The 12,770-nt window shown below is 65.3% G+C and carries 11 protein-coding genes; 3 read left to right on the top strand and 8 right to left on the bottom strand.

The features are described from left to right. Window positions 1-6 precede the first annotated feature (6 nt). From ACQ4WQ_RS00995 to ACQ4WQ_RS00960, 8 genes are all read right to left on the bottom strand, one after another. A complete protein-coding gene (locus tag ACQ4WQ_RS00995) occupies window positions 7-1,134 on the bottom strand; it encodes an ABC transporter ATP-binding protein (protein ID WP_436494087.1) in 1,128 nt (375 codons plus the stop codon). 2 nt (window positions 1,135-1,136) lie between these two features. Beyond that, window positions 1,137-2,177 carry an NAD(P)-dependent alcohol dehydrogenase gene (locus ACQ4WQ_RS00990; RefSeq protein ID WP_436494085.1) on the bottom strand — a complete coding sequence of 347 codons (1,041 nt, stop codon included), beginning with the start codon at window positions 2,175-2,177 and terminating at the stop codon, window positions 1,137-1,139. 10 nt (window positions 2,178-2,187) lie between these two features. After that, the gene (locus ACQ4WQ_RS00985) at window positions 2,188-3,015 is read right to left on the bottom strand and encodes a carbohydrate ABC transporter permease (RefSeq protein ID WP_436494083.1); all 828 of its coding nucleotides are present in this window, start codon (window positions 3,013-3,015) and stop codon (window positions 2,188-2,190) included. Further along, a complete protein-coding gene (locus ACQ4WQ_RS00980) occupies window positions 3,003-3,893 on the bottom strand; it encodes a carbohydrate ABC transporter permease (protein ID WP_326458973.1) in 891 nt (296 codons plus the stop codon). The genes ACQ4WQ_RS00985 and ACQ4WQ_RS00980 overlap by 13 nt, the downstream gene beginning before the upstream one ends. 81 nt (window positions 3,894-3,974) lie before the next feature. Continuing rightward, window positions 3,975-5,219, bottom strand: a complete 1,245-nt coding sequence (locus ACQ4WQ_RS00975) for an ABC transporter substrate-binding protein (RefSeq protein ID WP_436495930.1) — start codon at window positions 5,217-5,219, stop codon at window positions 3,975-3,977. Window positions 5,220-5,391: 172 nt separating this feature from the next. Continuing rightward, window positions 5,392-5,922 (bottom strand): GNAT family N-acetyltransferase, encoded by a 531-nt coding sequence (locus tag ACQ4WQ_RS00970; protein ID WP_436494081.1) that lies wholly within the window; start codon window positions 5,920-5,922, stop codon window positions 5,392-5,394. A gap of 8 nt (window positions 5,923-5,930) precedes the next feature. Next, window positions 5,931-6,449, bottom strand: coding sequence for a GNAT family N-acetyltransferase (locus ACQ4WQ_RS00965; protein WP_070289184.1), 519 nt, complete (start codon window positions 6,447-6,449; stop codon window positions 5,931-5,933). Between the two features lie 36 nt (window positions 6,450-6,485). Then, a complete protein-coding gene (locus ACQ4WQ_RS00960; protein WP_436494078.1) occupies window positions 6,486-7,760 on the bottom strand; it encodes an amidohydrolase family protein in 1,275 nt (424 codons plus the stop codon). Between the two features lie 383 nt (window positions 7,761-8,143). Between ACQ4WQ_RS00960 and ACQ4WQ_RS00955 the strand changes: the two genes are divergently transcribed. The 3 genes from ACQ4WQ_RS00955 (at window position 8,144) to ACQ4WQ_RS00945 (ending at window position 12,719) form a co-directional block, all read left to right on the top strand. Continuing rightward, complete coding sequence (locus tag ACQ4WQ_RS00955) at window positions 8,144-9,004, top strand: phasin family protein (protein ID WP_436494076.1); 861 nt, start codon at window positions 8,144-8,146, stop codon at window positions 9,002-9,004. Between the two features lie 165 nt (window positions 9,005-9,169). Then, window positions 9,170-10,921 (top strand): ABC transporter ATP-binding protein, encoded by a 1,752-nt coding sequence (locus ACQ4WQ_RS00950; protein WP_436494074.1) that lies wholly within the window; start codon window positions 9,170-9,172, stop codon window positions 10,919-10,921. Beyond that, window positions 10,911-12,719 (top strand): ABC transporter ATP-binding protein, encoded by a 1,809-nt coding sequence (locus ACQ4WQ_RS00945; protein ID WP_436494072.1) that lies wholly within the window; start codon window positions 10,911-10,913, stop codon window positions 12,717-12,719. Before ACQ4WQ_RS00950 ends, ACQ4WQ_RS00945 begins: the two co-directional genes overlap by 11 nt. Window positions 12,720-12,770 lie beyond the last annotated feature (51 nt).

The raw sequence follows: 12,770 nt of genomic DNA, 5'->3' as shown, positions 1-12,770 counted from the left end.
AACCACTTAGTGAGCACCGACCGCCACGGCTAGCCCGCTGTCGGCGTCGAACAGGTGCATGTGCTCTTCATCGAAGGCCAGCGCCAGGGTCTGGCCCACCTGCGCCGCGCTGTTGGCCGCATTCGCCGGCAGCAGGGCAGACAGGCTCAAGGCGCCGCACTGGAAGCTGATCAGCGCTTCGGCTCCCAGCAGCTCGACGAGGTCGATCACGCACGCCAGGCCATGCGTGCCTGACGGCTGCTGCGTTTGTGCCGGCACTTGCGCCGCCCGCAAATGATTCGGGCGCAGGCCGAAGACCACGCGCGCCCCCGCCTGCAGCGCCGCGAAGCGGGGCGACATCAATGGCCAGCGGTAGCCGGCGCACACGAGCAGCGTTTGCCCGCCGTCTTTTTCGACGACGCCATCGATGAAGTTCATGGCCGGGGTGCCGATGAACCCTGCCGCGAACAGGGTGCGCGGATGGTTGTACAGTTCCGCCGGCGTGCCGATCTGCTCGATATGTCCGCCCTTCATCAGCACCACGCGGTCGGCCAGGGTCATGGCTTCCAACTGGTCGTGCGTGACGTACAGGGTGGTGGTGCGCAGGCGCCGGTGCAATCGCTTGATGTCGGCGCGCAGCTGCGCGCGCAGCTTGGCATCGAGGTTCGACAGCGGTTCGTCGAACAGGAACACCTGCGGCGTCTTGATCATGGCGCGCGCGATGGCCGTGCGCTGCTGCTGGCCGCCCGACATGGCGCGCGGCTTGCGTTCCAGCAGGCTGTCCAGGCTGAGGATGGCCGCCACCTCGCGCACGCGGCGCTCGATCTCGTCGTTCGGCACCTTCAGGCGGCGCAAGCCGAAGGCGATATTGTCGTACACCGTCATGTGCGGATACAGCGCGTAGTTCTGGAACACCATCGCCACGTTGCGCGCGCGGGGCGGCAAATCGTTGACGATGGCACCGCCGATGTGCAGCTCGCCGCCACTGATGTCTTCCAGGCCCGCGATCATGCGCAGCAGGGTCGACTTGCCGCAGCCCGAAGGCCCCAGCAGGACGATGAACTCGCCGTCGGCGATTTCCAGGTCGAACGGCTGCAGCACGGCCGTCTTCTGGTCATAGGTCTTGTGCAGCTGCCTGCAGGCGATGTTTGCCATGATCAGTCTCCTGCCAGTTCGATTTGTATCTTGACGTCGCGCGGGTGGCCCTGGGCCGCTTCCTCGAACGCCCGCACGCCGTCGGCAAAGCCGAAGGTGCGCGAAATGAAGGGCTTCACGTCGATCTTGCCCGAGGCCAGCAAGGCGATGGCGCGCGGGAAGATGTTCGCGTAGCGGAAGACGGATTCGATGCGCACTTCCTTGGCCTGGATAGCGACGATATCGAAAGGCACCTTATCCGGCGGCATGCCGACCAGCACCAGGCAGCCGTTCGGGCACAGCAGGTCGACGATGTGGTCATAGGCGCGCATGCTGCCGCTGGCCTCGAAGACGATGTCGGCGCCCCAGCCATCGGTGGCCTCGCGCACCGTGTCGGCCAGGCTGGCCTGGCGCACGTCGACCGTGCTCACGGCGGCGTTATCGACGAACAGGGCCAGCTTTTCCGGCACCAGGTCGGCCAGGATCACGCGCGAGCAGCCGCCCGCCAGCGCGGCCAGCGCAGTCATGGCGCCGATGGTGCCGGCGCCGATGACCACCGCCACGTCGCCCGGCTTGATGGCCGCCTTCTTCGCCGCCTGCAGTCCGATGGCCAGCGGCTCGACGATGGCGCCTTCGCCGAAGCTGACGTTGTCGGGCAGCTTGAAGGTGAACGTGGCCGGATGCACGACGTACGGCGTGAGGCAGCCGTGGATGGGCGGCGTTGCCCAGAAACGCACGGCCGGATCGAGGTTGTACAGGCCGCGCATGGTGGCGGGCGAATCGAACTGCGGCACGCCCGGCTCCATGCAGACGCGGTCGCCCACTTTCAAATGCGTCACATCTTCTCCCACTTCCGCCACCACGCCGGACGCTTCGTGGCCGAGCACCATCGGCGCTTCGACGGCGAAGGGACCGATCTTGCCGTGCTTGAAGTAATGCACGTCGCTGCCGCAGATGCCGACAGTATGAATCTTGATCTTCACGTCGCGCGGGCCGACGGCGAGCGGCATGTCGATGTCGCGCAAGGTGATTTTTTCCGCCTGTTCCAAAACGAGTGCTTGCATGATGAATTCCTTATTTATGTTTGAGCATGGAGTTGAGCAGCCGTCCCAGGATGCCGACGAACAGCAGCGGCGGCAGCGCCAGCAGCACGGTGGAAGCGTTCACCACGCCCCACGGCACTTCCTGGCCCATCGAGGTAAACGCCGACGCCACCACGGGCAGGGTCATGCTTTTCGACGAGGTGAGCGCCAGCGCGATCATCAGTTCATTCCAGACCAGCACGAAACTGAAGACGATGCCGCCCATCAGGGTCTTCGACGCTACCGGCAGGGCCACGTGCCAGAACACCTGGTAGGGGCCATAGCCGTCCAGCGCGGCCGCTTCCTCGATCTCCTTCGGGATGCGGGCAAAGGCGGGAATCGACAGCCAGATGATGGTCGACAGGGTCACCAGCAGATACGTCACCACCATCGACAGGCGCGAGTCGTACAGGCCCAGATCGATCCAGATCGAGATCAGCGGAATGGCCACGGCCACCGGCGGCAAAAAGCGCAGGGACAGCAGGAAGAACTGGATATCCTTCTTCGCAGGAATCGGATAGCGGGCGATCGCATACGCGGCCGGCACGCCCAGCACGGCGCCCAGCAACACGGCCACGCCGACGATCGCCACGCTGTTGCCCAGCCCCGTCAGCACTTCCGGGCTGGCCAGCACCTGCTGGTAATTGGCCAGGGTCGGGCTGAAGAAAAAGCGCGGCACGGGCGTGACGATGTCCATCAGCTCCTTGAAGGAATTGAGCACGGCCCACAGGATGGGAAACAGCGCCACCAGGATAATCACGGTGGTGATGGCGGTGGTGGTGACGGCGCCAACGCCGCGCCGAATAGTCAGTTTTCCCATTTGGCGACCCGCTTCCAGAGTAGAGTGAAGATGACAGTCGTGGCCAGCATCATCAGCACGGCCATGCTCGATGCGTACGACACCTTGCCCATCAGGCCGATGCCTTGCGCATACGCGTACATGTCCAGCGTTTCGGTGGAGATGCCGGGGCCGCCCTTGGTCATCACGTAGATCAGGTCGAACGAGCGCAGCGACTCGACCATCTTGATGAACACGAGGCTCATGATCGGTACCTTGAGCATCGGCAGCGCGATGTAGGCATACACCTGGAGCGTGCTGGCGTAATCGAGGCGCGCCGCTTCCAGCGGTTCGGCGGGCAGGGTTTCCAGCAGCTTCAGGATGACGGCGCCGAAGAACAGCCCCCACTGCCAGATATCGACCAGCGCCACCGCGTACAGGGCCGTGGCGGGGTCGGACAGCAAGGCCGTGCCGCCCAGGCCCACGCATTCGAGCAGCCAGTTGAGGATGCCCATCAGCGGCGAGTACATGAACTTCCAGATGAAGGCGGCCGACACGCGCGGCAGCAGCACGGGCACGATCAAGAGCAGCGCGATGACGTCACGCGTGCGTCCCTTGACTTTCTCGAACAGGAACACGGCCAGCAGCACGCCGACGAGCAGCGAGCCGGCCACGGTGACCACTTCCCAGATGGCCGACACCTGCACGGCATTGAGGAAGCGGCGGTCGCCGAACAGGCGGAGAAAATTGGCAAAGCCGACGTAGTCGCTGTCGCTGTAGCGCAGCACGCGGTTTTGCAGGGCCAGGTTGATGGCGGCGATGCTGGGCACCAGGCCCAGGATCAGCAGGACCAGCAGCGGCAGCGTCAGAAAGACGGCCGGCAGCCAGGTGTGGCGTTTCTTGCGGATGGTATGCGGCATAGGAGAGACTCTCGCAACGGACTGTCAGGCACAGGGAAGCTGGCCGCCGTCTTGAAGAACGGCGGCCAAACGGCATGCGGTTTACTTTCTCTTCTGCGCCCGCTGCATTACCTCCGTCGCGTACTCGTTGGCTTCATCGAGCGCGCTTTGCACGTCGCCGCGCGTGCCCGTAAACACTTCTTCCAGCACGACGCCCAGGTTGTCGCCGATGTCCGGCCACTCGGGGCTGGGCCAGATGGTGACGCGCGAGACGGGCGTGGTGTCCGTCAGGCCCGCCTGGATCTGCGGCTTGACGTGCTTGCGGAAGTACTCGCTGGCGATGGTGCTGCTGCGGTTGTAGTCGCTGAAAACGTTGTCCTTCAGGCGCGCCTGTTCCTGCTCCTTGCCCGTGGCCCATGCGATGAACTTGCCGGCCGCCTGGCGCGTGCATTCATCCCTGGCGCCTGTGGCGGAGATAGCCAGGCCGTGGCCATACGCGGCCGATGGCAGCGGCGATGGCGGGCGCACATAGCCCACCTTGTCGACCACCGAGGATTTTTTCGGGTCTTCCATCCAGTCGGCGAACGGCGTCGATTCGATCATGAAGGCCACCTTGCCCGACCTGAATGCTTCGAGCGCATTGCTCCAGTCGTAGGTGGCGCCGCCCGGCGGCGAATACTTGAACAGCTCGCGGTACAGGGTGGTGGCTTTCACGGCCTGCGGCGAATTGAAGGCCGGCACGCCATTGTTTTCCCACTTGCCGCCGGCGGCCAGCATGAACGGCGCCCAGCGCCACACATTCATGCCCGAGCCGCGCTGGCCCCGCGCCGCCCAGCCATACACGTTCGGCGGGTTGTTGAGTTTTTTCACGGCGGCGACCAGTTCGTCGAGCGTCTTCGGCACGGCGATGCCGGCCTTTTCCAGCAGGTCGCGGCGGTAGAACAGGAAGTCGCTGCCGCCGATCAGGGGCGCGAAATACGCCACGCCCTTGTAAGAGGCGACGGCGCGGCGGCCCGGCAGGAAGTCGTCGTAATCGGCATCCTTGGGCAGGTATTTGAGCAGGGGGACGACCCAGCCGGCCGTGGCAAATTCAGCCACGTTGGCTTCGTCGATGTAATAGATCTGGTAGGAGCCGGCCTTGGTGGAGGCATCGAGCCTGGCCTTGGAGCGGCGGTCGTTTTCGCCGAAATAGCTGATCTGCACCTTGGTGCCGTTTTTCTTTTCATACTCGGCCAGGGTCTTTTCCATCACGGTCAGGCCCAGGCTTTTTTGCGCCAGCACCTTGAGGACGGGCACCGAGCAGCTTTGCGCCAATGCCGCCGGCATCGACGCGCAGGCGGCGGACATGATGCCGCCCCATGCAATAGCAGTAACGATTTTCATCACGAGTCTCCAGTTTTTATAGTCCGGCGGTCTTCCACCGGTATGCCAACTATAAAAACAAAGACTGCGCGCCACCACTACAAAAGCGGCCAGATTTTAAATACTATTTTTCAGCCTGACGATACGCCTTGTCCATTCAATCCAGACGAAAATCGCGGCGGTAGACATTCGTATCCTTGCCATCCGGCTGGCGGCGCGTAAAGCGCTCGAAGCGCAGCCCCAGCTTGTTGAGCAGATTGATCGACGCCTGGTTCTGCAGCGAGGTGATGCCGTACAGGGTGGGCAGGCGCAGCACATGCTGTGCATGCCGCACGATGGCGGCCGCCGCCTCCCAGGCATAGCCCTGGCCCCAGTAGGCGGGGCGCACGGCATAGCCGATATCGGGACCGGGCAGGCTGTCGCGGCGCACCAGGCCGGCCATGCCCACGGGCGCGCCATCGCTGCGGCGTTCGACGATGTACAGCGAATAACCGTGTTCGCGGAACTGCGCCATCGGTCCCGACTCCAGCGCGGCGCGGGCCGCTTCCAGCGTGTGGATGTTGCGCTGGCCGATGTTGGCGATCCACGACGGGTCGTTGACCAGCTCCATGTAGAAGGCAGCATCGTCCAGGGCGGCCGTGCGCAGGCGCAGACGGGGCGTCTCGATGACGGTGACCGGCGCTGTCATGGCGCCGCTCATGCCGGCCACTGCATCGGGTCGGTCAGCAGCTGGTACATCACGTAGGCGTCGACATAGCCCAGCTGCGCGTGGCGGTAGGCCAGCGGCAGGGTGGCGACCACCGTGAAGCCCAGTTTTTTCCACAGGGTGACGGCGGCCAGGTTGGTGCTGACGACGAAGTTGAACTGCATCGCCAGGTAGCCCGCGCGGCGCGCCTCTTCCATGCAGTGCACGCCCATCAGGCGGCCCACGCCCACGCCTTGCGCGGCGGGATCGACCATGAACGAGGCATTGGCCACGTGCGATCCATGACCCGGCTGGTTCGCCACCAGCTTGTACATGCCCAACAGGCGCTCGCTGCCCATCACGGCGACGAAGCTTTGCACGCCGGGACCGAACCAGTAGGCGTGGCACTCTTCGCGCGAGGTATCGGCGGGGAAGGTATAGGTGTCGCCAGCGGCCACCAGGACCTGGAAGATGGCCCACATGGCGTCGAAATCGGCTTCATTGGCCGGGCGGATATCAATTTCTTTCAAGGCGGTGCTCCCAATGACAAGTGATGGCCGATTGTATCAGCGCCCCAGGCGGAAGTTCACACTGTCGGGCCGCCCCGGCAGGTGCAGGCGCGATTGCGCGCGCGGCGCCTCGCTGACGACTTTCCCCCGGCGCAGCACCAGGCGCCGCGCCGCGCGCAGGCGCAGCGCTTCCACCGTGGAGCCGCAGTCGAGGATCAGCAAGTCCGCGTGGCAGCCGGGCGCGATGCCGTAGCCGTCCAGGCCCAGGATGGCGGCCGGCGTCTCGGTGACGGCCAGGAAGCACTCGTGCATCGCCTGCTGGCCCGTCATCTGCGCCACGTGCAAACCCATGTGCGCCACTTCCAGCATGTCGCCGGAACCGAGGCTGTACCACGGGTCCATCACGCAGTCGTGGCCGAAGGCGACGGGAATGCCGGCGGCCAGCATCTCGGGCACGCGCGTCATGCCGCGCCGCTTCGGATACGTATCGTGGCGCGCCTGCAGGGTGATGTTGATGAGGGGGTTGGCGATGGCCGCCACGCCCGCCTCGCGGATCAGGGGCAGCAGTTTGCTCACATAATAATTGTCCATCGAGTGCATGGAGGTCAGGTGCGAGCCCGTCACCCTGCCCTGCATGCCGAGGCGCTGGGCGTGGAAGGCCAGGGTTTCGATGTGGCGCGACAGCGGGTCGTCCGATTCGTCGCAATGCATGTCGACCATCAGGCCACGCTCACAGGCAAATTCGCACAGCAGGCGCACGGATTCCGCGCCGTCGGCCATGGTGCGCTCGAAATGCGGGATGCCGCCCACCACGTCGACGCCCATGGCGATCGCGCGCTTTAAATTATCGAAGGCGCCGGGACTGCGCAGGATGCCGTCCTGCGGAAAGGCCACCAGTTGCAAGTCCAGGTAAGGCGCGACCTGCCGCTTGACGTCGAGCAGCGCTTCGACGGCCAGCAGGCGCGGGTCGCAGATATCCACGTGCGAGCGGATCGCCAGCAAGCCACGCGCCACGGCCCAGTCGCAATACTGCAGGGCGCGTTCGACCAGCGCGTCCTGCGTCAGCTGCGGTTTCAGCTCGCCCCACAGGGCGATGCCTTCGAGCAGGGTGCCGGAGGCATTCACGCGCGGCAGGCCGTAGCTGAGCGTGGCGTCCATGTGGAAGTGGGCGTCGACGAAGGGCGGCGTGACGAGGTCGCCGGCGGCGTCGATCTCGCGCGCGCCCGTCAAGGGCAAGGCGGGGCCGACGGCGGCGATGCGGCCGCCCTCGATGGCGATATCGATGGCGCGGCGCCCGTCGGGCAGGCTGGCATTGCGGATGACTAGGTCCATGCGGACACTCCTTCGGTTGACGACTATGTCTGGTGCTTCCAGCTAATTGCCATTTTATATACTTCCCACGGATGCTGCAGTGCAAGAGACCAGCCACTGGCAAGAGCGTAGCCATAGATTCTCTGGCAACACCTTGCGCGCGCGCAAACTTCCCGCAAATGCCACCAGGCGCATGAATAGGGCAAGCACACGGCGCACGCCCTTGAGAAAATAACTTTCAACTAACTCGAATCACCGCTAGAATATTCATATTGCGTTGCATCATAAAAAGTCTATGATCAGCTATTCAGCACGCTACCCACTTTACAAAACGCGGCCAACTCTGGTTTTCGGGATTTTGCAGAGCGTTTTGCCAGCATTTTAATCCGTATAAAGGAGTAAATATGTTTCCGCTTCCTGAACACATTTCCAGCGCCGCCAAGTCGCAACTGGAAAACCAGCTGCAAATCTTCAGCCTCCTGACCAGTAAAGTCTTTGAAAGCGCCGAAAAAATCATCGCCCTGAACCTGAACGCCGGCAAGGCCGCCATCTCGCACACGGCGGAAACGGCGCAGCAGCTGCTGGTCACGCAGGACCCGCGCGACTTCTTCAGCTACAGCACCAGCCAGGCGCAGCCGAATATCGAAAGCGTGCTGGCCTACAGCCGCCAGCTGTTCGGCATCGCCTCGAGCACCCAGGCGGAATTGCTGGCCTCGGCCAAGGCCCGCCTCGATGCGGCCGCCCCTGCCGCCGCAACCGCTCCTGCTCCTGCCGCAGCCAAGCCCGCGCTGGCCGTCGTCGCACCTGCACCTGTGCCAGCACCTGCGCCGGCAGCGGCGCCCGCCCCAGTTGCCGCCAAGCCGGCCGAAGTGGCCAAACCTGCCGAAGTAGCCAAGGCCGCGCCAGCGCCAGCCGCTGTTGCCGCCCCGGCAGCCAAGCCGGCGGCAGCACCTGCCAAGGTTGCCGACAAGCCCGCCGTGAAAGCCGTCGAAGCGAAACCGGCAGCCAAGCCTGAAGCGGCCAAGCACGCACCTGCCCCCGCCGCGGCACCAGCGAAAGCCGCCGCGCCAGCACCGGCCAAGCCAGCCGCGAAACCATTTCCTTCGAGTAAACCGGCCGCCAAGCCAGCCAGCACCGCCGGCAAGACCGTGGCCAAGGCCGCCGTGAAGCACGCCGCTGCGCCGGCAGCCAAGGCTGCGCCCAAGGGCACGCCATCGAAACAGCTCGACATGCTGGGCGGCGGCAAAGGCAGCGGCCGCAAGTAAGCCGCGCGCGCGGCACTGACGCAGCAAAACAACGGGCTACGGCCCGTTTTTTGCGTGCTCGTCCACAGCGCGCTTTTCTACCTTGTTGTATCCTACGCGTACTTTCCGTCCGCGTGCCCGCCCTTCCGCCCCGCGACACCCCATTACTCAAAACAAAAGGTAACCATGAGTTTATCGAGGCTCATCGCCGGCTTCGTGCGTCAGCATTGGCCGGCGTATGCCGCCGCCGCCGTCATGCTGACAGGCGTGGCAACACTGACCGTCTGGATTCCGCGCCGCGTGGGCGCCATCATCGACGCGCTGGCCGCGCACCGCATGACGGCCGCCGAACTGTGGCTTGAGCTGCTGACCCTGCTCGCCGTCGGCGTCGTCATCTATTTCCTGCGCGTGGGCTGGCGCATCACCCTGTTCAAGGCCGCCTACCAGCTGGGCGTGATGCTGCGCACGCGCTTCTACACGCGCATGTCGCAGCAAGGCGCGTCGTTCTACCAGAACCAGCGCACGGGCGACCTGATGGCGCTGGCGACGAACGACATCGACGCCATCGAAATGGCCGCCGGCGAAGCCATGCTGGCCGGTTTCGACGGCACCCTGACCCTGCTGATGGTGCTCGGCATCATGCTGCTGGGCGTGGACTGGCGCCTGGCCTGCATCGCCCTCTTGCCCTTCCCCCTGATGGGACTGGCCTTCTGGCGCATTTCCAGCCATATCCATACGGCGTCCACGGATTCGCTGAAACGCTTTTCCGCGCTGAACGACCACGTGCAGGAATCGCTGTCGGGCGTGCGCACCCTGCGCGCGCTGGGCCTGGAAGAGCGCAGCAGCCAGCAGTTTTCCACCCTGGCCGGCCACGCGGCCAACGCCAGCCTGACGGCGCAGCGCTGGGAAGCGGCGTATGAACCGGCCGTCGGCCTGACCCTGACGGCGGCCACGGCGCTGACCCTGGGCCTGGGCGGCTACCTCGTGTGGCAAAACCAGCTGACCATCGGCGCGCTGACGAGCTTTTCCATGTACCTGGGCCAGCTGATCTGGCCCATGTTCGCCGCCGGCTGGGTGCTGTCATTGATCGAACGGGGCCGCGCCGCCTGGCAGCGCCTGCAGCCGATGCTCGACGCGCCGCTGGCCATCGACGACCATGGCAGCATCGCCACGCTGACGCCCGGCCCCCTGCAATTGCAGGACATCGGCTTTGCCTATGCGGGCCAGACGGCACCGGCCCTGTCCGGCATTTCGCTGCTGTTGCAGCCGGGCCAGACCCTGGGCCTGGTCGGTCCCACGGGCAGCGGCAAATCGACCCTGCTGCGCGTGCTGCTGCGCCAGGTCACGCCGCAATCGGGCACGGCCACGTGGAGCGGCCAGCCGCTGGCCGCCTATACCCTGCATGCGCTGCGCGCAGCCATCAGCTGGGTGCCGCAGGAGTCCTTTTTATTCTCCGCCACCATCGCCGACAATATCGCCCTGGCCCGCCCCGGCGCCACGCGCGAGGAAGTGGAACGGGCGGCGCAGCTGGCCGACATCCACGCCGACATCTTGCAGTTCCCGGACGGATATCAAACGCATGTGGGCGAAAAGGGCATCACCCTGTCCGGCGGCCAGCGCCAGCGCGTGGCGATTGCCCGCGCCCTCCTGGCCGACAACGGCTTGCTGCTGCTCGATGATGCGCTGTCCGCCGTCGACACGGGCACGGAAACGCGCATCCTGCAGCATCTGGAGGAATTGCGCCGCAAGCGCCCCGAGCGCAGCGCCATCATCGCCAGCCACCGCCTGAGCGCCGTCGTCAACGCGGACCTGATCCTGGTGCTGCGCGATGGCCACGTCACGGAAACGGGCAACCACGACGCGCTGATGCAGCGCGACGGCTGGTACGCCAGCCAGTGGCGCTATCAACAACTGGAGGCCAGCCTCGATGCCATCTAAGAACGACCAAGCCACCACCGCCACGCAATCCGTGCGCCGCCAGGCCGTGCAGGCGATCGGCCTGCTGCGCCGCGCCGCCGCACCGGACCTGCGCCATTTATACTGGGCCACGTTCTGGCTGATTATCGCCGCCGCCCTCGAAGTGACGGGACCGATCCTGGGCAAGGCCCTGATCGACCAGCACCTGCTGCCGCGCCACCTGGACTGGACGCGCATGTCGCTGCTGCTGGGCGGCTGCCTGCTGACGGGCTGGGTCGCTTCCGGCCTGCGCTATCTGCAGCTGGTGCGCCTGTCCGGCCTGGCCATGCGTTCGGTGCAGCGCCTGCGCGAAACCGTCTACCAGCACGTGCTGCGCCTGCCCATGGCCTTCTTCGACCGCGCCATCACGGGCCAGCTGGTCAGCCGCGTCACCAACGACACGGAAGCGGTGAAATCGCTGTACGTGCAGGTGCTGTTCGTCATCCTCGACAGCTCCATCGTCCTGATCGGCACCATGGCCGCCATGGCCTTCCTCGATTGGCGATTGATGCTGATCGTGCTGGCCCTGCTGCCGGCCGTGCTGCTCATCGTCTTCCTGTACCAGCGCTGGAGCGCGCCGGCCGTCACGCGCGCGCGCGCCCTGCGCAGCGAGATCAATGGCCAGATCGCCGAATCGATCGGCGGCATGAGCGTGCTGCAGGCGAATAACGCGGAAAAGCGCTTCGGCGCGCGCTTCACGGGCATCAACCAGGACCACTACACGGCGCGCATGCAGGAATTGCGCGCCAACGCCTGGCTGCTGCGCCCCGCGCTCGACATGCTCAACATCGTGCTGCTGGCCGTCGTCATCTTCAGCTTCGGCCGGCGCGAGATGGGCGCCGTGGAAGTGGGCGTGCTGTATGCGTTCATCAGCTACATCGCGCGCGTGATCGAACCGCTGATCCAGATCACGATGCAATTTAGCCAGCTGCAGCAGTCGGTGGTGGCCACGGCGCGCGTCTCGGCCCTGCTGGACGAAGCGCAGGCGCTGGAACACGCGCCGGGCAAAACCGCTCCGGCCGCGCGCCATGCCGTCAACGATGGCAACACGCCCGCCGTCGACATCGCCCGCCTGACCTTCGCCTATGTGGAAAACCAGCCCGTGCTGCACGACCTGTCGCTGACCATCCCGCAGGGCGCCTTCTTCGGCATCGTCGGCCACACGGGCAGCGGCAAGTCGACCCTGCTCTCCTTGCTGCTGCGCTTCTACCCCGTCACGCAGGGCAGCATCGCCATCAACGGCGTCGCCCTCGACAGCATCGACAACGAGCAGTTCCGCGCCGACGTGGGCCTGGTGCCGCAAGACCCCTTCCTGCTGGCCGCCTCGGCGCGCGAAAACATCGACATGGGCCGCGGTTACACGCAGCAGCAGATCGAGACGGCCGCGCGCGCCGCGCATGCGCACGACTTCATCGCGGCGCTGGAACACGGCTACGACACGCCGCTGGGCGAAGGCGGCTCGCGCCTGTCGTCGGGGCAGAAGCAGCTGATCGCGATTGCCCGCGCGCTGGCCGGCCAGCCGCGCATCTTGCTGCTCGACGAAGCGACGTCGCGCATCGATAGCCAGACGGAGCAGATCGTGCAGCTGGCCCTCAATGAATTGCGCGGCAAGGTCACCATCATCGCCATCGCCCACCGCCTGTCGACAATCCGCGAGGCCGACCGTATCATCGTGCTCAATCACGGCCGCATCACGGAAGCGGGGCCGCACGACGCCTTGATGCAGATCGAGGGCGGCTTGTACCAGCGCCTGTACCTGCTGCAACAGCTGGCGCAGTAATAATGTTTTGTCAATGCCTGCCGTGTGCACTTTCACAAATTTCCGCGCACC

The organism is Janthinobacterium goodfellowi, assembly GCF_051380695.1.
Classification (GTDB): Bacteria; Pseudomonadota; Gammaproteobacteria; order Burkholderiales; family Burkholderiaceae_D; genus Janthinobacterium.
The sequence above is the reverse complement of the archived record's forward strand: the minus strand, read 5'-3'. Positions and strand labels throughout refer to the sequence as shown.

Bases quoted from the DNA above. Each gene is read 5' to 3' on its own strand.
- ACQ4WQ_RS00995 (WP_436494087.1), bottom strand. From the start codon at position 1,134: ATGGCAAACATCGCCTGCAGGCAGCTGCACAAGACCTATGACCAGAAG.
- ACQ4WQ_RS00990 (WP_436494085.1), bottom strand. From the start codon at position 2,177: ATGCAAGCACTCGTTTTGGAACAGGCGGAAAAAATCACCTTGCGCGAC.
- ACQ4WQ_RS00985 (WP_436494083.1), bottom strand. From the start codon at position 3,015: ATGGGAAAACTGACTATTCGGCGCGGCGTTGGCGCCGTCACCACCACC.
- ACQ4WQ_RS00980 (WP_326458973.1), bottom strand. From the start codon at position 3,893: ATGCCGCATACCATCCGCAAGAAACGCCACACCTGGCTGCCGGCCGTC.
- ACQ4WQ_RS00975 (WP_436495930.1), bottom strand. From the start codon at position 5,219: ATGTCCGCCGCCTGCGCGTCGATGCCGGCGGCATTGGCGCAAAGCTGC.
- ACQ4WQ_RS00970 (WP_436494081.1), bottom strand. From the start codon at position 5,922: ATGACAGCGCCGGTCACCGTCATCGAGACGCCCCGTCTGCGCCTGCGC.
- ACQ4WQ_RS00960 (WP_436494078.1), bottom strand. From the start codon at position 7,760: ATGGACCTAGTCATCCGCAATGCCAGCCTGCCCGACGGGCGCCGCGCC.
- ACQ4WQ_RS00955 (WP_436494076.1), top strand. From the start codon at position 8,144: ATGTTTCCGCTTCCTGAACACATTTCCAGCGCCGCCAAGTCGCAACTG.
- ACQ4WQ_RS00950 (WP_436494074.1), top strand. From the start codon at position 9,170: ATGAGTTTATCGAGGCTCATCGCCGGCTTCGTGCGTCAGCATTGGCCG.
- ACQ4WQ_RS00945 (WP_436494072.1), top strand. From the start codon at position 10,911: ATGCCATCTAAGAACGACCAAGCCACCACCGCCACGCAATCCGTGCGC.